23 protein-coding genes and 4 pseudogenes are annotated in these 21,020 nt (G+C 69.4%); 10 read left to right on the forward strand and 17 right to left on the reverse strand.

From position 1 onward, the window contains the following. Positions 1–475: 475 nt before the first annotated feature. On the forward strand, positions 476–643 hold the full coding sequence (locus tag QF037_RS51295) for a hypothetical protein (RefSeq protein WP_373464009.1): 168 nt from the start codon (positions 476–478) through the stop codon (positions 641–643). Here QF037_RS51295 and QF037_RS48350 read toward each other — a convergent pair. Beyond that, a pseudogene (locus tag QF037_RS48350) lies at positions 609–966 on the reverse strand (transposase); the annotation flags it as partial. The gene QF037_RS51295 and the pseudogene QF037_RS48350 sit on opposite strands and share 35 nt — an antisense overlap. Here QF037_RS48350 and QF037_RS48355 point away from each other — a divergent pair. Beyond that, positions 964–1,083: pseudogene (locus QF037_RS48355) on the forward strand (IS5/IS1182 family transposase); the annotation flags it as partial. The pseudogenes QF037_RS48350 and QF037_RS48355 overlap by 3 nt on opposite strands. A gap of 56 nt (positions 1,084–1,139) precedes the next feature. On the opposite strand, the pseudogene QF037_RS48360 reads toward QF037_RS48355, so the two are convergent. Next, a pseudogene (locus QF037_RS48360) lies at positions 1,140–1,910 on the reverse strand (hypothetical protein); the annotation flags it as partial. Between QF037_RS48360 and QF037_RS48365 the strand changes: the two are divergent. From QF037_RS48365 to QF037_RS48375, 3 genes are all read left to right on the forward strand, one after another. Then, complete coding sequence (locus QF037_RS48365; RefSeq protein ID WP_307036646.1) at positions 1,880–3,106, forward strand: toll/interleukin-1 receptor domain-containing protein; 1,227 nt, start codon at positions 1,880–1,882, stop codon at positions 3,104–3,106. The pseudogene QF037_RS48360 and the gene QF037_RS48365 overlap by 31 nt on opposite strands. Then, on the forward strand, positions 3,085–4,347 hold the full coding sequence (locus QF037_RS48370) for a tetratricopeptide repeat protein (RefSeq protein WP_307036648.1): 1,263 nt from the start codon (positions 3,085–3,087) through the stop codon (positions 4,345–4,347). The genes QF037_RS48365 and QF037_RS48370 overlap by 22 nt, the downstream gene beginning before the upstream one ends. A 100-nt stretch (positions 4,348–4,447) precedes the next feature. Continuing rightward, positions 4,448–4,738, forward strand: coding sequence for an alpha/beta hydrolase fold domain-containing protein (locus QF037_RS48375; RefSeq protein ID WP_307036650.1), 291 nt, complete (start codon positions 4,448–4,450; stop codon positions 4,736–4,738). Between the two features lie 515 nt (positions 4,739–5,253). On the opposite strand, the gene QF037_RS48380 is transcribed toward QF037_RS48375, so the two are convergent. The 10 genes and pseudogenes from QF037_RS48380 to QF037_RS48410 all read right to left on the reverse strand — a co-directional run bounded on the left by QF037_RS48380 (position 5,254) and on the right by QF037_RS48410 (position 12,503). After that, positions 5,254–5,607, reverse strand: a complete 354-nt coding sequence (locus QF037_RS48380; protein ID WP_307036652.1) for an antibiotic biosynthesis monooxygenase family protein — start codon at positions 5,605–5,607, stop codon at positions 5,254–5,256. 171 nt (positions 5,608–5,778) lie between these two features. Next, on the reverse strand, positions 5,779–6,240 hold the full coding sequence (locus QF037_RS51300) for a hypothetical protein (RefSeq protein ID WP_373463923.1): 462 nt from the start codon (positions 6,238–6,240) through the stop codon (positions 5,779–5,781). 122 nt (positions 6,241–6,362) lie between these two features. Continuing rightward, positions 6,363–6,497 carry a hypothetical protein gene (locus QF037_RS51305; RefSeq protein WP_373463924.1) on the reverse strand — a complete coding sequence of 45 codons (135 nt, stop codon included), beginning with the start codon at positions 6,495–6,497 and terminating at the stop codon, positions 6,363–6,365. Between the two features lie 185 nt (positions 6,498–6,682). Then, positions 6,683–7,063, reverse strand: a pseudogene (locus QF037_RS51310) (N-acetylmuramoyl-L-alanine amidase); the annotation flags it as partial. Further along, entirely contained in the window at positions 7,000–7,689 is a 690-nt protein-coding gene (locus QF037_RS51315; protein WP_373463926.1) for a hypothetical protein, read from the reverse strand. The pseudogene QF037_RS51310 and the gene QF037_RS51315, both read right to left, overlap by 64 nt. Positions 7,690–8,193: 504 nt before the next feature. Beyond that, the gene (locus QF037_RS48390) at positions 8,194–8,742 is read right to left on the reverse strand and encodes a hypothetical protein (protein WP_307036654.1); all 549 of its coding nucleotides are present in this window, start codon (positions 8,740–8,742) and stop codon (positions 8,194–8,196) included. A gap of 204 nt (positions 8,743–8,946) precedes the next feature. Beyond that, on the reverse strand, positions 8,947–9,219 hold the full coding sequence (locus QF037_RS48395) for a hypothetical protein (protein WP_307036656.1): 273 nt from the start codon (positions 9,217–9,219) through the stop codon (positions 8,947–8,949). Between the two features lie 9 nt (positions 9,220–9,228). Then, positions 9,229–10,095: a sigma factor gene (locus QF037_RS48400; RefSeq protein ID WP_307036658.1), complete on the reverse strand. Its 867-nt coding sequence runs from the start codon at positions 10,093–10,095 to the stop codon at positions 9,229–9,231. A 218-nt stretch (positions 10,096–10,313) separates the two neighbouring features. After that, the gene (locus tag QF037_RS48405) at positions 10,314–11,546 is read right to left on the reverse strand and encodes an NAD(P)/FAD-dependent oxidoreductase (RefSeq protein WP_307036660.1); all 1,233 of its coding nucleotides are present in this window, start codon (positions 11,544–11,546) and stop codon (positions 10,314–10,316) included. Between the two features lie 222 nt (positions 11,547–11,768). Then, positions 11,769–12,503 carry an alpha/beta fold hydrolase gene (locus QF037_RS48410; protein WP_307036663.1) on the reverse strand — a complete coding sequence of 245 codons (735 nt, stop codon included), beginning with the start codon at positions 12,501–12,503 and terminating at the stop codon, positions 11,769–11,771. Positions 12,504–12,736: 233 nt separating this feature from the next. On the opposite strand from QF037_RS48410, the gene QF037_RS48415 reads away from it, so the two are divergent. The 3 genes from QF037_RS48415 to QF037_RS48425 all read left to right on the forward strand — a co-directional run bounded on the left by QF037_RS48415 (position 12,737) and on the right by QF037_RS48425 (position 15,465). Next, on the forward strand, positions 12,737–13,501 hold the full coding sequence (locus QF037_RS48415) for a class I SAM-dependent methyltransferase (protein ID WP_307036665.1): 765 nt from the start codon (positions 12,737–12,739) through the stop codon (positions 13,499–13,501). Positions 13,502–13,709: 208 nt separating this feature from the next. Then, entirely contained in the window at positions 13,710–14,282 is a 573-nt protein-coding gene (locus QF037_RS48420; protein ID WP_307036667.1) for a YceI family protein, read from the forward strand. 121 nt (positions 14,283–14,403) lie between these two features. Continuing rightward, on the forward strand, positions 14,404–15,465 hold the full coding sequence (locus QF037_RS48425) for a ferritin-like domain-containing protein (RefSeq protein WP_307036669.1): 1,062 nt from the start codon (positions 14,404–14,406) through the stop codon (positions 15,463–15,465). A gap of 117 nt (positions 15,466–15,582) precedes the next feature. Here QF037_RS48425 and QF037_RS48430 read toward each other — a convergent pair whose 3' ends face one another. From QF037_RS48430 to QF037_RS48440, 3 genes are all read right to left on the reverse strand, one after another. Beyond that, a complete protein-coding gene (locus QF037_RS48430) occupies positions 15,583–16,272 on the reverse strand; it encodes an alpha/beta fold hydrolase (RefSeq protein WP_307036671.1) in 690 nt (229 codons plus the stop codon). A gap of 179 nt (positions 16,273–16,451) precedes the next feature. Continuing rightward, complete coding sequence (gene qcrB, locus QF037_RS48435; protein WP_307036673.1) at positions 16,452–18,083, reverse strand: cytochrome bc1 complex cytochrome b subunit; 1,632 nt, start codon at positions 18,081–18,083, stop codon at positions 16,452–16,454. Positions 18,084–18,257: 174 nt separating this feature from the next. Then, positions 18,258–18,524, reverse strand: a complete 267-nt coding sequence (locus QF037_RS48440) for a WhiB family transcriptional regulator (protein WP_307036675.1) — start codon at positions 18,522–18,524, stop codon at positions 18,258–18,260. A 161-nt stretch (positions 18,525–18,685) separates the two neighbouring features. Between QF037_RS48440 and QF037_RS48445 the strand changes: the two genes are divergently transcribed. After that, entirely contained in the window at positions 18,686–19,495 is an 810-nt protein-coding gene (locus QF037_RS48445) for an alpha/beta fold hydrolase (RefSeq protein WP_307036677.1), read from the forward strand. Continuing rightward, positions 19,387–19,611 carry an alpha/beta fold hydrolase gene (locus QF037_RS48450; protein ID WP_307036680.1) on the forward strand — a complete coding sequence of 75 codons (225 nt, stop codon included), beginning with the start codon at positions 19,387–19,389 and terminating at the stop codon, positions 19,609–19,611. Before QF037_RS48445 ends, QF037_RS48450 begins: the two co-directional genes overlap by 109 nt. Here the strand turns inward: QF037_RS48450 and QF037_RS48455 are convergent. Together QF037_RS48455 and QF037_RS48460 are read right to left on the reverse strand one after the other, a co-directional pair. Beyond that, positions 19,601–20,122, reverse strand: coding sequence for a MarR family winged helix-turn-helix transcriptional regulator (locus QF037_RS48455; RefSeq protein ID WP_307036682.1), 522 nt, complete (start codon positions 20,120–20,122; stop codon positions 19,601–19,603). The genes QF037_RS48450 and QF037_RS48455 overlap by 11 nt on opposite strands. Next, the gene (locus QF037_RS48460; protein WP_307036684.1) at positions 20,119–20,850 is read right to left on the reverse strand and encodes a sigma-70 family RNA polymerase sigma factor; all 732 of its coding nucleotides are present in this window, start codon (positions 20,848–20,850) and stop codon (positions 20,119–20,121) included. The genes QF037_RS48455 and QF037_RS48460 overlap by 4 nt, the downstream gene beginning before the upstream one ends. Positions 20,851–21,020: the final 170 nt, after the last annotated feature.

Here is a 21,020-nt window from a genome sequence, read left to right on the forward strand (position 1 = left end):
CTATCTGAGAACTTGTTGTCTTCCGGGTGTAATCACTGGGTTTCTGCTGGTCAGGCGTAAATCTGCCGCCGACCGCTTCGCCGTCGACGCGGTGTTCCTCATGTCGGCTCGTAAGGGCGAGGGTTCGCTTTCGCTCGTCCGCTCGGACCTGCCCTTCGCTTGTGGCGTGATGATGGCCCGTCGTGCCCTTGAGATTGACCAACTCGGCTCAGCACTCCCGCGTCACCGCAGACGCACCCGAGGCTGGGGACCGTCATCGGTCACAGGCCGGAGCGGTGACTGACAACGGGCGCGTGCGGGAGGGGAACCGTCCTGGCCGCGGCGGGGACACGTCCAGCAACGGACATCGGTGGCAGGGCCTTTCAGTAGTGGCGAAGAGACGCGGCCAGCATGCCGGGACCTCGTTGACCGGATGCTGATCCAACCTGACCGGATGATCAGGAAGGTGGGCCGGCGCTGTGCGAGGCTGCACCGCATGCGCATCCTGGTGCTCGAAGACGAGGTGGACCTCGCTCACACCCCGCGCATCGGTCTGACCGCCGAGGGCTACAGCGTCGCCTTGCTCATGACGCAGCTGTCAAACAAGTGGTGTAACTGGGTAGTTGGGGTTACTGACGGGCTGTCGGGCGGCCTTCGAAGGTGATGTCGAAGGCATTCAGCGCGGTCTTCCAGCGCATGGTCCAGCGGGCCTGGCCTTTGCCTGTGGGGTCGAGTGACATGATCGCCATGTGGAGGCATTCGACGCGGCTTGCTCGTTGGGGAAGGGTCCGCGGGCTTTCACCGCCCGGCGGATCCGCGCGTTCACCGACTCGATCGCATTCGTCGTGCAGACGATGCGGCGGATCTCGGTGTAGAGCCGCAGGAACGGAGTGAACTCCTCCCAGGCGTCTCCCACAGTTTCACGAGCGCCGGATATTTCCGGCCCCAGGCATCAGCGAACTCGGCGAACCGCTCCAGGGCCGCCTCCTCGGTCCGCTGCTGGCGCTGGAGCCGGCCTCCCGTCCGGCTGAGGCGGCCGACCGGTTGCGGATCGTGGACGGCACCCTGGTCCCGGTCCGTGACCGGCACGTGGGCTCCTTGTCATGGCAAGCGCCGGCGTAGGCAGGCGGGATGGTGATGCCGAACCAGCCGAGCTTGGCCATGATCTGGGGTAGCTTGCGCTCCACCTGGTGTGGGGCGGCCTCCATGCGCTCCACGCGTGCGGCGGCCTCGCCGGTGGCGAACGCTTCGACCTGCTCCCACAGCTGCAGGTGGGCAGTCGTCAGGAAGGGGGCCAGTGAGGCGGGTGGGGTGGTGGGCATATCGTCTCCCTGTCCCTGGGCGGGGGGCGCCGAGTGGTGCGGTGCGCCCGGCCTCCCGGGCAGGCGGCCGTGGTGAGGATGAGGTGGGGTTGGCGCAGGCTCAGTGCGCGGGCGCTCTGGCAGCCAGGTGCTATCTCTAGCCCTGCTGTCCAAGATTTCTCTTGTTTGTGTGGCACGTGATGCAGCTGGCTGAGCAGGGAAGTTAGCGGCGGTGAGGCGACATGGCGTGAGAGATAGTCGTGACAAGTCGTGCAAACGCGCAGGACATCTTGGTGCGGGTTCCGTTGGAGATTTGATCTTGTTTGGGATGGAGGAGATCGCCCTCTCCAGCGAGTACGGGCAGCGCCTATTTCCCTCAGGCGAGCCTCCGGCCGCCGACCCCGCGATACCGCCGTGTCCCGCCCGTCTTGCCCGCAGCGGTATCGGATCCGCCGCTACGGCGAGCCACGCTGGTCTTGGATCCGGTGCCGTGGGCCAGTCCGCCCCCGCCGTGGACGGAGGACCGTGAAGACCAGGTCCCGGCTGGCTTCTGCCCCCTACGCTGGAACGCAGCACGGAGCGTGGTTTCGGGGGACACGATGAACGCGATCGAGGGGTCCGGCACGGCATCTGACGGTACGTCGGACCGGCGCTGGTTCATCAGTCATGCGGGGGCGGACCGGGCGTGGGCCGAGTGGGTCGGATGGCAGCTCCTGGACGCGGGCTATCAGGTGGAGCTGGACTACTGGGACTGGGGTGCGGGCGACAACTTCGTGCTGAAGATGAACGCCGCCCTCGCGCATGGTCGGCTGCTTGCCCTGTTCTCCCCGGCGTATTTCGAGCCGGAGCGGTTCACGACGCCGGAGTGGACGGCGATGGTGGCGATGCGGGAGAAGATCACCCCGGTCCGGGTGGCCGAGGTGGAGGCTCCGGCGATTCTGCGTCCGCTGCTGAGCCGGGATCTGTTCGGTCTGAGCCCGGTAGAGGCGCGCAGGGTGTTGCTGGGGGCGGTCGACGGCCCGTCCCGGCCGGATACGGAGCCGCCCTTCCCCGGCTCGGGTGACATGTTGCGGCAAGTCGGAGCCAGCGGCCCCCGCCTGCCTGGGAGTCTGCCGCGGGTGTGGAATGTGCCGGCACGGAACGCGGCTTTCACCGGCCGGGACGGCATGTTGGTCAGGGTGAGGGAAGCGCTGGCGTCCGGGCAGCGGGTGGCGGTGCGGGCCCTGCACGGCCGCGGTGGCGTCGGAAAGACCCAACTCGCCATCGAGTACGGCCACCGGTTCGCGGGAGAGTACGAACTGGCCTGGTGGATCGCGGCGGAAGATCCGGCGCTGATCCCCGACCAGCTCGCCGCTCTCGCCGCCCGGATCGGGGCTGCACCGGGCGGTACGGTGCCCGTCGAGGCGGTGCAGTTGCTGCTGGGGGAGTTGCGGACCCGCTCGCGCTGGCTGCTGGTGTTCGACAACGCCGAAGAGCCCGACGCTCTCGCGGCGTTCCTTCCGGGCGGTTCCGGGCATGTGCTGATCACTTCCCGCAACCCGCACTGGAACAGCTACGCCGTACCCCTGGACGTCGACACTCTCTCCCGCACCGAATCCGTGGCGTTGCTGCGCGCTCAGGGCGCCGTTCTCACCGATGCGGACGCCGATGACATCGCCGCCACCTTGGACGACTTGCCGCTCGCGCTGGCGCAGGGTGCCGCGCTGTTGACCCGGGGTTTGTCACCGGCGGATCTGAAGGAGGAGCTGGCGGCGAGCCTGGTGGCGGTGATGGCTCAGGCCACCCGCCCGGATACCCGACAGCGTTGGCCGCGCAGGTCCGCCTGACCCGCATCCGTCTGGAGACAGACCACCCCGGTGCCGGGGCGGTTGTGGATGCGCTGGCCCTGCTGGCCCCTGAACCCTTCCCCCTCACCAGCTGCGCTGGCCACCTCCCCGACCCGACGTCCCACCTCCTGGGGGAGACGGTGGGTTCGCGGCTGGTAGCGGTGGGTGCGGTGGAAGCGATTGCCCGGCATAGCCTGGCCCGGGTTCAGAACGGCACTCTGCAACTGCACCGCCTGACCCAGGAGATGCTCGCGGGCCAGATGACCAGCCAGGAACACGACCAGGCGATGGCCGATGCCGAAGCACTCCTTGCCGCGGTCTATCCCGGCCGCCCAGACGAGCCGCAGTTCTGGCCGGCCTGGCAGGTCCTGCTCCCGCACGCCCTGGCCATCGACCCCACCCGGCTCACCACCAGCCGGGGCCGAGCCCTGGTGGCGGATGCGTGCTGGTATCTGATGGACCGCGGGCAGGCCCGCCCGGCCCGGGAGCGGCTGCAACTGCTGTACGACGCCTGCTTGCAGCAACTGGGCCCCGACCACACCGACACCCTGGAGGCCGCCCACAACCTGGCCCGCGCCTATGACGAAACCCAGGACCACGAGCGCGCCCGCGCCCTGGACGAAGACACTCTCGCCCGCTTCCGACGCCTCCACGGCGACGACCACCCCGGCACCCTGGTCAGCGCCCGCAGCCTAGCCGTCCGGCTGTGGGCGCTGGGACGGCATGAGGAAGCCCTCGCCCTGGACGAGAAGACGTTGGAGGTGCAGCGTCGGGTGTGGGGGGCGGAGCACCCGTACACACTGCTCACGGCGACGGGACTGGCCGTCGAGTTGGCGTCCGTGGGCCGGGTAGAGGATGCGCTGGTGTTGGAGGAGGAGACGTTAGAGCGTCGGCGTCGGGTATTGGGCGAGGATCATCCGGACACGCTGCTCACGGCGTCGAACCTGGCTATCCGGTTGGCGGATGTGGGTCGGGTCGAGGAAGCGGTGGTGTTGGGAGAGGGGACGTTGGAGGTGCAGCGTCGGGTGTTGGGGTCGGAGCATCCGAACACGCTGGACACGGCGCACAGCCTGTCCGTCCGGTTGGCGGAGGTGGGTCGGGGGGAGGAGGCGTTGGTGTTGGGGGAGGAGACATTGGAGGCGCGGCGTCGGGTGGTAGGGCCGGAACACTCTGACACCCTGCAGTCCGTCGAATTGTTGGAGTGGTTGGAGCGACAACGAGCTGATGGAAGGGAGGATTAAATCCCCCGGTACGCCGGCTCTGTAACGTTCACCAGCGCATGCCCAGGGCATTGAGGGCCCCACGGCATTCAGGGCTGAGCTTGGCCGCCCGGCGGCGTGCGTGGGAGATAGACGAGCCCAGCCCAAGCAGATGTACGGCGCCGATCCGTCGAGGCTGTTCGTGGCGGGCAGTTCCGCCGGCTCCAACCTGGCGGCCCTGTGCGCGCTCACGCCGAACGCCCCGGTGTTCCAGCCCGGATTCGAGTCGGCCGACACCTCGGTCACCGCGGCGATCTGCCTCTACGGCTCTACGGCCACTACTTCGGCGATCCGCCGGACGAGCCGCCCCGATCCAGCCCCAGGGATACATCCGCCCCGGTGCGCCGCCATTCCTCATCGCCCACGGCACTGACCTCGTGGGCGGAACGGACCGGGCCGAGCACTGGGTCGATGGCCAACGTGGCTGCGGCTGCGCTTGTCATGATGCCTCCCAGGGATGGGCCCCGCACGGTCGGGGCGCTGCACCCAGCACACCGCGCGACGCGCCCGGTGGTGGTCGTCAACCATCGTGCTGTGCAAGGCATTTGCACGTCGTGCAAGCCGCCTCGACGGCACCTCCCAGCGCCCGTACCGTGGGAGGCACCCGGTCGTGCAGTGTGGGAGGGGCCAAGTGCCCGTTGACCCGCTCTGGAACACCCCCAAGGCGCGCGGGTCGGGGGGCCGTCCTCGCGGCCGCGAGGGGTGAGAAAGCCGGACGCCGCGCGAACCGGCCGCGAGGACAAGGTCCGGGCTGCCGCGGCTCTCCCTGCGGGAGGCGGCCCCGTCCGCAAGAAGACGCCTGCTCCTTCGTGGGCCGACGCCCAGCACGCCGGCAAGCTGCAGATGACGGAAGCACCCCTCGAGGCCAGGATGCCGAGTGACGCGTTGTCAGGAGGGGTGGAGTTCGACGACGACGCGGTAGCTCGCCGGTTCTGAGGTGATGTGCAGGTCGGGATCGTCGAACATGCGCTGCAGCGAGGCATGCCACTCGGGACTGTCGGTGGCCTTGTCGAGCGCGGTCCCCGACGTCCACTCCGCGATGTGGACGAAGCGGGTCTCCGGGCCTTCGGTGAGGGGCCGGTGCAGGCGGGAGCGGACAAAGCCGGGCTGGGCCGCCATGATCCGGGCGTTCTCCTGGTACACGACGGTGAAGTGGTCGGCTTCGTCCGTCGGCATGATGTAGCTCTTGATGACGGTGACAGGCCTGTCGGTGCTGGTCTTCGATGTGAGGGAATGGTTCATGCCCCTATTGACCGACGACGCCTCGCGTCTGTGACCGGTGGGCGGGTGCCGAAGTGAGCGCTCGAGTCGATGCGGGCGGAACAAGCAAGGTGGTGGCCCTCATGCGGGGCTGCCCGACGGCACTTCGCGTGAGGGGCCCTCTGGGGTCGGTCAACTACCGGGAAGGCAGGGTCAGTTGCTGACGTTCTCCCAGTGGTGGACGGCTGTGGTCGCGGTGACGTCGTTCTCGTAGACCAGGGCAACACGGTGGTTGTACTGGATGGTGTACATCTTCTTGCCCCCGATGACCACCGCTCCGCTGGAGGGGAAGTAATCGTCGGTGGCGGCCGCTTCCCGCGTGGCCACGTATGCCTGTCCGGTCGGGATGTCGTACATGGTCAGGGGTGCCTGCGTGGAGGCCCCCAGGCCGGCCGGGTATTCGGCCTTGTCGGGGTAGCTGGAGCCGTAGAGGGACACGGGAGCGGTGCCCACGGGCTTGATAATTTTCACTCCGTAGCTGGTACGGGTGTTGACGCCACCGGGGTTGTGGAACCACACCTTCGCACCGCTGAACCAGATCGCGGTCCAGTCGTCCTGGGCGTCCGCGACGACGAACTGCTGGCCGGCCTGAGTCGTGCTGCCCCAGTCGTTCACCGGCCGGTGCCGGGCGCGGTGCCGTGGATCGCCTGGTCGCCGAAGAGCGGGGCCGTCTCGCTCGGGGCGGTGTGCAGGTAGACGAAGTTGGCCGGGTGCTGCTGCTCGGTGCAGGCGGTCGTCTAGCCGGTCGGGTCGTCGGAGGGGCAGATCTGGAGGGTCTGCACGTTGTCCGCGAACGACGGCTTGATCGACACGACGGAGCCGGGCTGCGGCACCTCGGACACGCCGCTGACGGGGGCGTCGAGCAGGCTCATGAAGTGGTTCCAGTCCCAGGCTGGTGAAGTACCTGGCCGAACGGTTCGGCATCCCGCCGGACCGGCAGCACGTCGTCGGTCATGACAACGTTGCTGGACCCAACTCGGCCTTGGTCTCCGGGATGCAGGTCCGCCGTGGCCCGGTACTGCGCCTCCGTGTACCAGGCGGCGCCGTGCGCGGCGTACCCCTCGTGCTCGATGCCGATCGAGTGCAGGTTGGTCGAGTAGTTGCCCGCGTGGAAGGCGACGTCCTTGGCCGGAACCATCTGGGTGACCGTGCCGGTCGAGGACATCACGTAGTGGGTCGAGGCAGGGTTCGTGGGATTCGCCAGGCCCGCCACGCCGGCGTCGTAGGTGGACTCCAGGTCGTGGATGACGATCGTGTCGATGCGGATGCCGTTGGCCGGCCGGTCGGCCACCTGACGCCCGACCGGTGACCCGGCGACGAAGGTGCAGTCGACGGTCGCGGGGCATTCGGTGGCCGCCGCCGTGGACGAGGCCTTCAGGCGTAGGGAGTTGATCTGGTCCCGGGCGGGATCGACGGAAGGTCCGGCGGCCAGACGCACCCGCTGGCCGTCCTGGGTCGTGGCCGAGGCGCCGCTGCGGATCGTGCGAAAGACGCGGTCGGCGAAGGCGGCGGCGGCTTGCTTCTGTTCGGCCTGGCTGTACCGGGCCACGGCTCCGTACCACTGGGAGGGGTCCGTGGGGGTCGCCCGACCAACTCCTTCTCGTACGAGGCGAGCAGGGCGGCACCCCCGCGGATGTTCGCGGTGTCGTCCTCGCGCAGGGACTTGACGGACAGTCCGGTCAGCTCGGCAGCCTGGCGCAGGGTGTGCAGGGCGGGGTCCGCGGCGAGGGAGTCGAGGTCGGCGCGGCCCGCCGCGCCCGCGGCGCCGCCCGCCAGCATGGCGGAGGTGACGTCCGTGAGGTTCATCGGTCCGTAACCGCCGTCGGTGCTCGGCAGGGCGCCGTGCTCCTCCCACGCCGACTCCAGGTGGGAGAGGGCGAGCAGCACGCTCGACGGAATGTCGAACTCCTCGGCGGCGGCCAGCAGCGCCTGTTGGCGCGCGTCCGCGGTCGGGCTCGGGTCGTCGGCGAGCGCGTGGCCGGGCAGGGTGAGCAGGGAGCCCGCGATCAGTGCGCCCACGGCGATGCCGACGGGCACGCCGAGGGCCTTCTTTCGTCTGTGCAAGGTGTTGCTCCTCAGAGGATGAAACATGGGCATCAAGGTGCGCCGGCGGCGTGGCCGCTCGTGAGGGGAAGGCCCGGGCGACAACTCGATGCGCGGATGACTATAGGGGCCATGTTTGTTGCAGCGGCCACGGAAAGGGTCACTGTTTCCATCACACGTGTGTTGCGGCTGACCTGTGTGGAAAGGGCATAACGGCCCTTTCGGGTAGGCGAGTTGTCGCTGAGAGCAGGCGGGGGAGCGATCGGCGAGAAGGTGAGGTATCAGTGGTGGCCCGCGGCTTCCCGGGAGGGTGTCATTGGATTCCAAGACGATGTGGAATGCTATACACTCATCACAGCGATTCCGACACCGTGTGACACGCTCGGTGGCCAGTGTGGGAGCGCTCGCCCACCCGCGGACCGACCGTCAGCGGGGTGCGTGCCTCGGGCGCCTGTGCGATCCCCCGCGAGCAGGCGCCCGAGGCAGCCGCGTGACCTTGCGTGCCCGGAGCCGAGAGGGCTCCGGTCAGGACTTCTGGGCGCGGTAGAGACCGCGGCCGGCCCGGCGTACGCGGGAGGTGCCGACCAGACGGTCGAGCGTGCTGCGCACCGCATTGATGCTGCCGGAGTCGGTGTCGCGGCCGAGCGCCGCGGCGACGTCGCGTGCGCGGACCTCCGCATCACCGACGCCGGCGAAGTACTCCAGGATCTGATCGGTGAGCGCGCCGTAGCTGCGCGCTTCATCGGCCTCCGCACGCGAGGAGGTCGCCGGCTTCGCCTTCTGAGTGGGCTCCGTCCGTCGCGATGCGGCCTGTTTCCGGGCTGTGCGGGCGGGCGCGACGGCCGGAGTGTCGGCCTTCGCCTCTTCGGGCTGCTCGGCGGCGTGGCGGCCGGACGGCTCGGCCATGAGGACCGTCAGGGCGCTCAGGGCACGCTGGACGGAGTCGAGGTGGGCGGCCACGGCGGCCAGCTCCCTCTCGAGTGCCCGCTTCTGAATCTCCAGGCGGGCGAGGTCCTCCTGGAGGCTCTCCGCAGTGACCTCAATCTCATGCGCTGCGCGAGTTGCCGAGACCATGTCTTCCTCTCATCCTCAACCCTCCGTGCCGCGCCTCACTGAAGTCAGCTGCGGTGCCACTCGGCTCGGACCCGGGGACGTGTGTGGGTGCATCGTATGTCACAGCGTACGAGTTCCGAACCCGGAAGATGCAAGGTGGTGGTGCGGGGTCCTTCCCGGATGAGGTGACTGCCACTGTCCTTTCACGCTTTCGTGACCGGCGCCTCAGCGGTGGGGACACGGTGCGGGCCGGTCGCCGTAAGGGGACTCCGGGTCGGGGAGCGCGGGACGGGCCGTGGTCGGCGGGTGTTCCTCGGGCGTTCGGCCGGATTCCGGTCGGGACCGCTCGCGCAGGAGGCGCAGTCGCTCTGCCGATCGCTCGATGCGGGTGCCGACGTCGTCAAGCGCCTCTTGCAGGATGCGGATCTGTGCCTCGAGTACGGCCGCTTCCGCGGCCAGAGAGGCAGCGGCCACACGCGGATCGAAGTCCTGGTCCATGAGTCGTCCTCATTTCTCCCGCGTGGCCGCCCGGTTCCAGTGGCGGAGCTTGTCCGGGTTGAGGACCGCCCAGATCTGCACGACGTGCTCGCCCGCCACGTCCAGGCTGATGACCGCGGCGACCTCGCCGGCGTAGCACACCACGATTGCGGTGCGGCCGTTGACGGACCGGCAGTTCAGGGTGGTGCGGGGGCGGCCGGCCAGGAGGGTCAGCAGGCTGTGGGTGACGCGCCGTGCGCCGTGGACGGGCCGGGTCAGGGTCCTGACCTTGCCGCCTCCGTCGAAGAACACGGTGGCGTCCGGTGCCAGCAGGGACGTCAGGCGGTCGGGGTTCTCCCCCGCGCAGGCCTGCCGGACCGCTCGGACCACACGGTCGTGCTGCTGCGGTGTCGCGGGGTGTGCCCACCTGGTCCGAAGGCTGTGCCGGGCCCTGGCGGCGAGTTCGCCGCATTCTTGTTCCGTCTGTCCGACGACGGCGGCGACCGTCCCCGGAGCCATCCCGAACACATCGTTGAGGACGAATGCGGCCCGCTCGGCCGGTGACAGTGTGTCCAGCGCCTCGAGAAGGGCATGGCTCACCTCGTCGTCCAGGTCCTGAGGGGGTGCCGCGCCGACCGGGTCCGGGTCCGACCGGCCAGTCGGCGCCAAGCGCTCCAGACAGATGCCGCCGACGGTCTTCACCAGCCAGGACCGGGGTTCGGCGATGCGGATCCTGTGCTCGTCGCACAGGCCGTACCAGCGCCGGTAGGTCTCGGCCACGACGTCGTCGGCGTCCTGGCTGCGGCCCAGCATCCAGTAGGCCACGTTGAGCAGCTGGCGTCGCTCGTCGAGCAGCTCCGCGATCGGCACGGTCTCGTCGTCCGGTCCCCGGTCCATCTGGCATCACCCCTTCGCGCAGCACCCGACAAGGCGCCGCCACCCCTGATTCCGGCCGATGTCCGCCGCGGCTCCCTGGAATGGGGCAGTCCGCTTTCGTCCGGCGGGTCGTATGCACTGCTGACCGGACAGGGACGGATCGTGTGACACGGTTTCCCGGGCGTGCGCAGCGGCACCCCCCGTGCTCCGGCGGGCCGCGGGCACCTTCGCGGCGGTCGTCAGGGCAGAAGGCTGTCGAGGGGCGTCTCGGGATCGGACAGGGCCGCGTCCGCCACGGAGGCACCGGACTCGAAGAGGACGCGGACGGAGTCGATGACGTTCCACACGTTCACACTCATGCCCGCCAGGACCCGGTCCCCGGACAACCAGAAGGCGATGAACCGCCGCTCGGCCGGGTTCCCGCGGAAGACGACGCGGTCGTAGCCGCCGGGCTCGGTGTACCCCGTGTACTCCATTCCGAGGTCGTACTGGTCGGTGTAGAAGTACGGCAACCGGTCGTACGCGGCCTCCTTGCCAAGCATGGCCAGTGCCGCCGTGCGGGGCTGGTGCAGGGCGTTGGCCCAGTGCTCCACCCGCAGATGCCGGCCGAGCCGGGGATGGTAGGCGTTGGCGACGTCCCCCGCGGCGTGCACGTCCGGGGCCGAGGTGCGCAGACGCTCGTCGGTGACGATGCCGTTGCGCACCTGCAGTCCCGCCGCCTCGGCGAGCTGGACGTTGGGGGTGATGCCGATGCCCACCACCACGGCGTCGGCGGGCAGTCGGGTCCCGTCGGCGAGCTGAACGCCGTCGGCACGGGTGCCGTCACCGGTGATGCGCTCGACGGCGGCGTGGGGCCGCAGGACGACCCCGTGGTCCCGGTGCAGATCGGCGAAGGCCTCGGCCGCCTCCCGGCCGAGCACCTTCAGCAACGGCAGCTCGGAGTGCTCCAGGACGGTCACCAGCGCCCCGGCCGTCCGGGCCGCCGCGGCGGTCTCCAGGCCGATCCAGCCGCCGCCGACGACCACGATCCGGGCCCCGGGGGTGAAGGCGGCCTTGAGCCGCTCGCTGTCTCCCACGCGGCGCAGGTACAGCACGTTGTCCAGGTCCGCCCCGGGCACCGTGAGCCGGCGGGGGGACGATCCGGTCGCCAGGAGCAGCTTGGCGTAGGGCATCCGGCGTCCGCCGGTGAGTTCGACCTGGCGGGCGTGCGCGTCGACGGCCGTCACGCGCGTTCCCGTCAGTAGGTCGACGTCGTGCTCGCGGTACCAGTTCTCGGGATGTACGAAAATGGACTCGCGGTCCTCCTTGCCGAGCAGGTACCCCTTGGACAGCGGCGGTCGGATGTAGGGGCGCTCCGCCTCGTCCCCGATGAGGACGAGCGGGCCGTCGTAGCCCTGTTGCCGGAGTTCCTCGGCGGCCTTGCCCGCGGCGAGGCCGCCCCCGGCGATCACGAACCCGTTTTCTCGCGACATGATGTTCCCGTCTCCGCTCGCGCGCACCGGACACTGGTGTGTCCTCGTGCGGTGAGACCGTGAGAACCCGCAGGTTGTGACACCAGCCCGGGTCGCGGCGGCTGCGTGCGGACCTGCGAGAGCAGAGCGGAGCAGCGCGACGAGGGCGCGGACGACGTCCGTGTTCCACGGCTGTGGCTGAGGCGGTCCGCAGGTCCGCGCCCCATCGCCGACCGGCGCGGGCTAGCGTCCGGTGCCCTGCGCCCAGTGCTTCTCGAGGGCGGCGGCCACCTCCGCGGGCCGCTCCAGCACCGTCCAGTGGTTGCAGTCGAGATGGAGAACGCGGGTGGCGCGCAGGGCGGCGCCGAGTTCGTCGCCGAACTCGATCTGACAGGCGGGGTCGCGCTCGCCCCAGAACACCAGCGCAGGTGCGGTGACGTTCGACAGGGCCGGTTCCCACTCCGATCCCATGGTCACGGCGGACCGGTACAGCCGCAGAACGCTGTCCTTCATTGTGTCGTCGACGTGCCGGACCATCTCCTCCACCGGTCCGGCGGGCGCGTCGAAGCCGTTCACCAGGTCCTTCGCAAAGGCCTCAGGGTGCAGTTCGGCCATGAACCGTTCGCCGGCGACGGGGTCCTGCCAGGTCTCGGCCAGCGGGTGCCAGACGTAGCGGGAACTGATGGGTCCATTGCCGCCGGCCCAGGTGCGCACCAGGTCGGGGCGCAGGGAGGCGACGCGGGCGGTGAGGATGCAGCCCCAGTCGTGACCGACCAGGTCCACGGGCTCACCGACGCGTTCGAGGCGCTCGACGAGCCAGTCGACGTACTCCTCCTTGCTGGAGCCGAAGCCCATGGGGAGGGGGGTGCCGAATCCGGGCAGGTCCCAGGCCTCGACGTCGGAGCGGGTCAGGTGTCGGCGTACGCCGTCCCACACGCGGTGAGTGTCGGGAACGCCGTGGATGAGGATGGCGGGCATGGTCGGTACATCCCTCGTGATTGGGGCCGCGGCCGGGGTCCGGAGAGGCTGTGCGGCCGCGGCGGGCCGGGACGACGAGCATCATGTGCTGCGCCGGATGCCACCCAACATAGTGGCACACAGTGTTACGGGTGTTAGCCGCTCAGTCCGGGGGAGGGGAGCGAGCAGGGGGAGATCCCGCGCCGGGGCACACATCCCGTCACAGATGAGGCGCCGGACCTGTCAATTGGGTCATGTACTCGCTTTCGTCCCGTTCGCCCGCCCGTCCGGCGAGCGCGCCCTCCGCAGAGGCTTACGCCGTCAGTGCCGAGTTCTACGACGTGCTGCAAGGCGAGGCCGATGCCGCGCGCGTGCGGGAACTGTACGGAGAAGCGGTGGGCAACGCGCGGGTCGGTGTGCTGGACATCGGCGCGGGCACCGGCCGTGTCATCCTGCTGGGCCTCGCCGGGTCCGACGTCGGCGTGCACGCCGTCGAGCCCGCGCGGTCCATGCGCGCCGCCCTGATGACCCGGCTCGCATCCTTGCCCGCCGACGTGCGCGAACGGGTCACCGTCCACCCCTGCACCCTCCCTGAGACCGGTCTGCGCGGTGTCGCGGATGTCGCCGTCTGCCACAACACCCTCGCGTGCCTGGATCCGTCCTCGCGCCGCCGCCTCTACCCCGCCGTCGCCGAAGCGCTCTGTCCCGGCGGCGTCTTCCTGCTGCAGCTTCCCCCCGCACGCCTTCCGCGGGTGCGCACCGTCCACCCGCTGCCCGCCCAGACACTCGGGCGGCACGAGTACGGCGGGCACATGGTGCTGTCGGCCGACGCGGGCCGCATCCGGACACGTTTCGACTACTGGGTGCGGGACGTGACCGGTGTCCTGCGCGAGCACACGGAGACCTTCTGGATGTGGCCGGCTTCCCGGGACGACATCGTCGCGGAGCTGGCCGAGCACGGCTTCACCCCGGTACCCGACGCGGGCGATCCCGCGGTGCTGATCGTACGACGCGCGTGACGGCGCGTTCACGCGTCGACACGCTGTGACATGCAGAACGCCGCCCCGGCGGCGGTCCCGGTGTCACACGCGCGGGCCCTCACCTGTCTGTCCTTCTGCGGACCTTGCCCGGGCCTCCTCGGGCTGCGGTCCGTTCCACCATCGGCAGGCACACGGCGACGGCTCGCAACGACTGATCGTCGTGACCAGCGACCGCAAGGACCCACATATGTCGACCGTCGTCCCGTACACAGCGCTGACAGGTGTCTACACCATCGACCCGGCACGCAGCACCATCGGCTTCTCCGTCCGGCACGCCATGATCGCGAACGTGCTCGGACGGTTTGGCGCGTTCGAGGGGCTGGTGAAGCTGGACGGGTATCAACCCAGCCGCTCCGAGGCTTACTTGAGCGTCCAGACCGGCAGCATCGACACCAGCAGCCCTGACCGGGACACCCATCTCACGGGCCCGGACTTCTTCGACGCCGCCACCTATCCGCTGATGCTCTTTCGTTCCGCGGGCCTTGCTGACCGCGGAGACGGTCAGTTCCGCCTGACGGGCCACCTCAGGATCAAGGACGTCGAACTCCCTCTCCACATCCACCTCGCCTTCGAGGGGGCCACGCAGGACGAGAGCGGAGACCACCGTGTCGGCTTCTCCGGCACCGCTCTGGTGCGCCGCTCCGACTGGGGGCTCGGCTGGAACACGCCCGTCGAGACCGGCGGCGTCCTCATCAGCGACAAGGTCAGGCTCAGCTTCGACATCTCCGCCGTCCGCCTCTCCCGCGCGGAAGCCGCATGACCAGCCCCGTGCCACAACACCGACCGCCCCGCGCGGTCTCCGCCGGCAGCGATGCCGGTGACCACAGGCCGGTCCGCAGCCGCGGCCGAACCGTACGCACGAAACCCAGGTGAGACCCCCCATGAATCCTCAAGACCCCACCGGCCAGGCCCGGTTTCGCTCGATCACGACGATGGAGGACCTGCGCGAGCACCTGCAGTGGGCCATCGAGCTGGAGCACGCCACGCTGCCGCCCTACCTCACAGCCCTCTACTCCCTCGACCCCGAGCGGAACGCCCACGTCGTCGAAGTGGTCAGCAGCGTGTTCGTCGAGGAGATGATCCACCTCGCCCTGGTGGCGAACCTCCTGAACGCGGTCGGCGGGCAACCCCGCGTCGACACCCCGCGGATACTGTCGCCGCATCCGCGGCCCATGCCGCACGCCGACCCCTCCATGCAGCTGTCCCTGCTGCCGTTCGGTCAGGAGGCGCTCACCATGTTCCTCCGCCTCGAACAACCCGCCCACCCGGGCGACCCGGCCGAGGGCGACGCCTACATGACGATCGGTCAGTTCTACGACGCGATCGAGAAGGGCCTGCGACACCTGTGCGCCGAGCTCGGCGAGGAAAAGGTCTTCACCGGTGATCCCGCCCGCCAGGTGGCCGCAGGGCCCTTCGGGCACACCGGCGGGCGGCTGAGCCCGGTCACCGATCTCGCCTCGGCGCTCTCCGCCCTGGAGGAGATCGTGGAGCAGGGCGAGGGCGCGGCACGCGTCGACGTGTGGGACGGGGACATGGACATGTTCCACCCGCAGACCAAGGCGGTCTCGCACTACTACCGCTTCCAGGAGCTCGCACAGGGCCGGCGCTACCAGCCGGGGGACACACCGGAGACGGGGCCCACCGGGGAGACGATCACCGTCGACCGCGCCGGGGTGCGACCGATGCGGCCCGACCCGCGGCTGGAGGACCATCCGGAGGGCAGCGCGATCCGCACGGCGCAGCAGGCGTTCAACATCGCGTACGGCAAGCTGCTGCAGCTCCTGGAGCAGGCGTTCAACGGCAATCCCGCGATGCTCGGGGTGTCGGTGGGCACGATGTACGCGCTCAAGGGGCAGGCACAGAGCCTGATGTCGATGTCCGACGGCGAGGGCCTGACCGCGGGCCCGACCTTCGACTACGTCGCTCCGGAAGATCGCGGCTGACCCCCCTGCACACATGGTGGCCCCCTGGACCGACGGCGAACTCCAGGGGGCCACCATGTGTGCAGGGGGTCAGGGGGCGGAGCGTGCCTGCGCCCCCTGACCCGCGGCACCGATGGGTCAGCGCACGGTCCGAGCGGCTGTCTCGATCACCCCGGCGACGTCGGCGGGGTGGGAGACACTCACGGCGTGCGAGGCCCGTACCCGCGTGATGTGGGCGTGTGCGCGCTGTGCCATGAAGATCTGGGTCTGCGCCGGGATGTTGCGGTCCTGGGTGGCGACCACGGCCCAGGACGGGATGTCCTTCCAACCGGGCTCGGAGGCGTCGTCCGCCAGCGCGGCATTGGTGATCGGGCGCTGCGTGACGGCCATGAGGTCCGTGGTGTTGCCGGGGACGGCAGCGGCGAACTGCTGATGGAACTTGCTCGGTTCGATCGTCAGGTCCGCATCGCGGGAGCCGTCCGGCAGGGTTACCGGCACGGAGCGCAGAGCGTCGCCGAGGGTGCTGCCGGGGAACTTGCCCGACAACTCGACCGCACTCTCCCCCTTTTCGGGGAGGAAGGCGGCGACGAACACCAGGGCCTTGACGTTGGCGGCGTCGTGGGCGGCGTCGCTGATCACCGATCCGCCGTAGGAGTGTCCGGCCAGGACCACCGGGCCGTCGATGCCGGCCAGGACCTCCTTGAGGTAGGAGGCGTCGTTGTCCAGCCCGCGCAGCGGGTTGGCCGCGGCGACGACGGGGTAGCCCTCGTGCCGCAGCCTCTTGATGACGCCGTTCCAGCTGGTGGAATCGGCGAACGCGCCGTGCACGAGTACCACCGTGGGCTTCGTCTCGCTGTCCGGTGCGGAGTGGTTCTGTCCGCGTGGGCGGGGGCGACTGCCGTGGCGATGAGGGCGGTGGCGACGGAGGCGGTGGCCAGGAGGCGGGAAACGGTGTGCTGTCACCTTCAAGGACCGTGTGCGTATCGCAGGTGTGACACTTTGTTTCTTTAGTCCTTTTTGCTGGTGGAGTGATGTTTGCCGGTGATCTCCCGGTACTCCTGGACGGTGGGCTTGAGGATCTGTGTCCCCTCGCCGTAGAAGCCGCGGCTGAGTCGCGCGCGCAGCCGTCGCGCCTTGCCGCTCGCGTCGCCGTCTGCGTCGCGTTGTCCCGGGTCGAGGGGCCGGTACTGCTCGTGCGCCGTGAGGGCATGGAGCTGGTAGGGGTCGAGGGGCTGGTGCACCTCTACGTACTCGCCGTGCGGCAGGCGCTTGATGACACCTGTCTCGCGGCCGTGCAGGACCTTCTCGCGATCGCGGCCTTGCAGACCCAGGGCGATGCGCTTGGTCACGCGGAAGAGGACGACCGGTACGACGAACAGGGCGATGCGCACCGTCCAGGTGACCGTGTTGACCGACAGGTGGAAGGTAACGGCGATGATGTCGTTCGCGGCTCCGAGCAGTGCCACCAGGTAGACGCCGAGCCATGCCACGCCGAACGCCGTGCGTACGGGCCGGTTGCGTGGCCGTTCCAGCAGGTGGTGTTCGCGGTCGTCGTCGGTGACCCAGGCTTCGATGAACGGGTAGGCGCCCATGACGAGGAGGAAGCCGAAGCCGGCGAGGAGAGGGATCAGATTGTCCAGGGCCAGGGTGTGGCCCCAGAAGTTCACCTCCCACCCGGGCATGACACGCAGCAGCCCGTCTGCGATGCCCATGTACCAGTCGGGCTGGGATCCCGCGGAGACCTGATCGGCGCGATAGGGGCCGAACTCCCAGACGGGGTTGATCTGTGCGATCGCGGCGATGGTGAAGATGACCCCGGCGACCATGCTGAAATAGCCGGCCGCCTTGACCACGTACACCTGCATCGGCAGGCCGACCACGTTTTGCTCCGTACGGCCTGGTCCCGGGTACTGGGTGTGTCGGTGCCGGTGCCCGAGGAAGGCGTGGAAGGCGACGAGCGCCAGCATCAGCGCCGGAATGACCAGGACGTGGATCACGTGGAAGCGGGGCACCAGGTCGTGCCCGGGGAACTCGCCGCCGAACAGGAACATCGACAGGTAGGTACCGACGATCGGTACCGACAGAAGTGTCCCGTTCACCACGGCGAGCCCGGTTCCCGACAGGAGGTCGCCGGGGAGGTCGTAGCCGGTCTGGCCACCGAGCATGCCGAGGATGAGCAGGGCGAAACCGGCCACCCAGGTCAGCTCGCGAGGCTTGCGGAAGGCGCCGGTGAAGAACACGCGCATCAGGTGGGCCAGCAGGGAGGCGACGAAGATCAGTGCTGCCCAGTGGTGGGCCTGGCGGATGAGCAGGCCGCCGCGTACGTCGAAGGAGATGTGCATCGTCGAGTCGAACGCCTCGGACACGATCTGGCCGCGCAGCGGAGCGTAACTGCCGTCGTAGACGACCTCGTTCGACGACGGGTGGAAGTAGAACGTCAGATATACGCCGGTGACGAGCAGGACGAGGAAGCTGTAGAGGCAGATCTCGCCCAGCAGGAACGACCAGTGCTCCGGACGGGCCCTGCGAGTGCCGGTCGTGGTGGTAGGCCCGATGCCCATCCGTGTTCTCGCCCAGTCGGCGATTTTGTCACCGCTGCGGCTGCCCGTCGTAGTGACCGGTTCGATTGCGTCGCTCATGTCATTACCACCATCAACACATCACCGGGAGCGCCTTGCGGCCGGGTCTGCGCAACGAAACGTGCATGGCGACGAGCTGCCGCACCGGGTTTCGTTGCCCTCATCAGAAGGGACCGAGAAAGTGGTGAAGGTGTGACATGACCGTAAGACAGGATCATGCCGGGGTTGTCCGGGTCAGGATTCCTTCGCGCCGATCCGCTCAAGGTCCTTACGTGCCGAGCGTCGTCGCGTCGCGCGGCGCTCGCTCTCCGTCGTGCCGCCCCAGATGCCCTCGACCTGACCGACGTCCAGCGCCCACTGCAGACACCGCTCCCGCACGGGGCACCGGGCGCACACGGCCTTCGCCTCGTCGATCTGGACCAGTGTCAGACCCGCGGTGCCGATGGGGAAGAACAGGTCGGGGTCTACATCCCGGCAGGCCGCTTTCTCGCGCCAACTCATGGCAGCGCCTCCCTACTCGTCGCGGATGCCTCTCATGTATGTGACCGTCCGAAGGGAGTTCCTGTGACATTCCACGGCGGAGAGAAACGGTGTGAAATACAGTGTGACAACAGACACAATGTCTTGAGCGGGGCTCCGGGCCGTCGCACCATCTGTGAGTTGTGAACGCCACACAGGGCCCGAGGCCCCTACCCAGCCCAGCCATCGATCCCCGAGACCCCCTCTCCCCGGGCACCCACACCCTCGTCGTCCAGCACGGCGCGGCCGCCGTCGACCAGCGCTACCACGTCGCCGGAACCGGCCCGGTGTGCGTCGCCCACTCCGGAGGGCCGGGCATCGGCTGGGAGTACCTGCGCATGCCCGAGCCGGAGCGCAGCATGACCGTCGTCTACCTCGAGCCGGTCGGCACGGGCGAGTCCGGCCGGCTGGCCGACCCACGCGACTACACCCTCGCCACCTACACCCACTTCCTGCACGCGGTGATCGAGCACCCGGGCCTCGCCGAGGTGGCCCTACTGGGCCACTCGCACGGCGGCTTCGTCGCGCAGCGCTACGCCCTCGACCACCCCGAGTACCTGGCGTCCCTCATCCTGTACGACACCTCACCGGTGACGGGAGAGGAGTTCTGGGCGGCCGCCGTGGCCAACATGCAGAGCTTCGTCCAGCGGCACGCCGACGAGCGGCCGGAAGTGACCACCTACGTCGCGGGTCTCACCACGCGACTCGACCGGTCCGACGACGAGGGCGCGACGAGGGTGCTGCGCACCATCTCGCGGCCTACTTCCACGACTACTGGGGCCGCGAGGAGGAGTTCGCCGCGGGGCGGGCATCCCTGCGGATGTTCGCGGCACCGGCCTGGGGGGTGGAGCCCCCGTTCGACGTCCGCGAGGAACTGCCCCGGCTCCCCGTCCCGACGCTGGTCCTGGTCGGCGGGGACGACTTCATCTGCGGGCCGCGCTGTGCGCGCATGATGCACCAGCTCCTGCCCGACGCCCGGCTGGTGATCCTGCAGGAGACCGGCCATCTCGGGCACATCGAGCGTCCCGAGAAGTTCACGGCGGCCGTGCGCGACTTCCTCAACGGTTGACCGTGCGGGCGGCGCTCTCGCCGATGAGGAAATGCCACAGGAGGGGATCCGCCTCCTGGGAGCCGAGATTGCGGACCGCGCCCCGGACGACCTGTTCGTAGCGGGATGCGGTACGGCGCAGCGCGGCGTGCCCCGCCGGGGTCAGCAGCACCTGCACGCCGCGCCGGTCGTGGTCGACGACGCTCGAGGTGATCAGGCCCTGTCGGCGCAGGCGTGCCATCAACCTGCTCGTGGCGGACTGGCTCAGGCCGAGCCCGTTGGCCACATCCCCGAGCCGCATGGGTTCGGCGCCGGCGTCCGCGGCGGAGCTTCTTCCCACGTAACGCAGGGCCTGTACTTCACTCAACCCGAACCCGGTCTCCTCGCGCAGCCGCCGCTCCACCGTCCCCTGGACGCGACGGTGGAGGCGGTCGAGGGCGTCCCACCGGTCGGTCGCGCTGGACTGCGTGCGATCGTCGGCAGGGCCGGTGCGCACCTCGCACACCACGTCCTCGTGCGACGTGCCGGTCATGCGGTGGCCCGATAGGAGGGCGCGCCGTCGCGTGCGGCCGTCTCCTCGCCGGAGTACGGTGCGTCCTGGCCGGTCAGCACGTGCTCCAGGTGGTCGAGGTCTCCGGTGCGGGCGGCGACGAAGATCGCCTGAACGAGCCGCCGATGGGTGGCTGCGTCCACGTGCTGCCGGTGCCGCCGGTTGTTCAGTCTGTCCTGCGCGCGGAAGACCTGCTGGCGTGCGTTCGCCACGGACAGGCGGAGCAGGTCGCCGATCTGGTCGTAGGAATAGCCGAACGCCTCGCGCAGCACGTACGCCGCGCGCTGGTTGGGGGTCAGGGTCTGCAGAAGCAGCAGGACGGCATGCTCCACCGAGTCCTGGCGTTCGGCCAGGGCCTCCGGTGTCATCCCGGCGTCCGTGGACTCCGGCAGCCAGGGGGTGGCGCTGGATTCGCGCCGTCTGCGTGCCGACTGCAGCACGTTGATGGCGAGCCGGACCGTCGTCGTGCGGAGCAGCGCACCGGGGTCGGCGACGACGGTGCGGTCCGTGCCCTGCCAGCGCAGCCACGCCTCCTGGATGATGTCCTCGGCTTCGCCGGGATCGCGGAGGATCCGGTTGGCGATCTTGAGCAGTCCTGGCCGGACGCGACTGAACACGAAGACCGCGTCGTTGAGTTCCACGGGCGCGGCAGTGATGGTCACCATCACCGACTGCGGACTCTGCCGGGTTGCGATCACAGATGTGTCCACGATCGGCTCCTCTGGTAGCTGGGGGTCGGCGGCTTGCTTCGCCACCGACACCAACTTCGCGCCGACAAGGGCACTGCCGCGCCCCTGATAGACCGTGGGGCACCCCGTGGTCGTACCGTGGCCGCCACGTGGCCAGGGCCTCCCACTCCCTGGTCCCGCACGCCCCTGGG

This window comes from Streptomyces canus (genome assembly GCF_030815415.1).
Lineage (GTDB): Bacteria > Actinomycetota > Actinomycetes > Streptomycetales > Streptomycetaceae > Streptomyces > Streptomyces canus_F.

What these genes read in the sequence shown, in the direction of transcription:
- QF037_RS48440 (WP_307036675.1), bottom strand. Translation starts at nt 18,524, where the DNA reads ATGAGTTGGCGCGAGAAAGCGGCCTGCCGGGATGTAGACCCCGACCTG.
- QF037_RS48420 (WP_307036667.1), top strand. Translation starts at nt 13,710, where the DNA reads ATGTCGACCGTCGTCCCGTACACAGCGCTGACAGGTGTCTACACCATC.
- QF037_RS51305 (WP_373463924.1), bottom strand. Translation starts at nt 6,497, where the DNA reads ATGAGCCTGCTCGACGCCCCCGTCAGCGGCGTGTCCGAGGTGCCGCAG.
- QF037_RS48395 (WP_307036656.1), bottom strand. Translation starts at nt 9,219, where the DNA reads ATGGACCAGGACTTCGATCCGCGTGTGGCCGCTGCCTCTCTGGCCGCG.
- QF037_RS48390 (WP_307036654.1), bottom strand. Translation starts at nt 8,742, where the DNA reads ATGGTCTCGGCAACTCGCGCAGCGCATGAGATTGAGGTCACTGCGGAG.
- QF037_RS48365 (WP_307036646.1), top strand. Translation starts at nt 1,880, where the DNA reads ATGAACGCGATCGAGGGGTCCGGCACGGCATCTGACGGTACGTCGGAC.
- QF037_RS48410 (WP_307036663.1), bottom strand. Translation starts at nt 12,503, where the DNA reads ATGCCCGCCATCCTCATCCACGGCGTTCCCGACACTCACCGCGTGTGG.
- QF037_RS48380 (WP_307036652.1), bottom strand. Translation starts at nt 5,607, where the DNA reads ATGAACCATTCCCTCACATCGAAGACCAGCACCGACAGGCCTGTCACC.
- QF037_RS48400 (WP_307036658.1), bottom strand. Translation starts at nt 10,095, where the DNA reads ATGGACCGGGGACCGGACGACGAGACCGTGCCGATCGCGGAGCTGCTC.
- QF037_RS48415 (WP_307036665.1), top strand. Translation starts at nt 12,737, where the DNA reads ATGTACTCGCTTTCGTCCCGTTCGCCCGCCCGTCCGGCGAGCGCGCCC.
- QF037_RS48455 (WP_307036682.1), bottom strand. Translation starts at nt 20,122, where the DNA reads ATGACCGGCACGTCGCACGAGGACGTGGTGTGCGAGGTGCGCACCGGC.
- QF037_RS48405 (WP_307036660.1), bottom strand. Translation starts at nt 11,546, where the DNA reads ATGTCGCGAGAAAACGGGTTCGTGATCGCCGGGGGCGGCCTCGCCGCG.
- qcrB (WP_307036673.1), bottom strand. Translation starts at nt 18,083, where the DNA reads ATGAGCGACGCAATCGAACCGGTCACTACGACGGGCAGCCGCAGCGGT.
- QF037_RS51295 (WP_373464009.1), top strand. Translation starts at nt 476, where the DNA reads ATGCGCATCCTGGTGCTCGAAGACGAGGTGGACCTCGCTCACACCCCG.
- QF037_RS48425 (WP_307036669.1), top strand. Translation starts at nt 14,404, where the DNA reads ATGAATCCTCAAGACCCCACCGGCCAGGCCCGGTTTCGCTCGATCACG.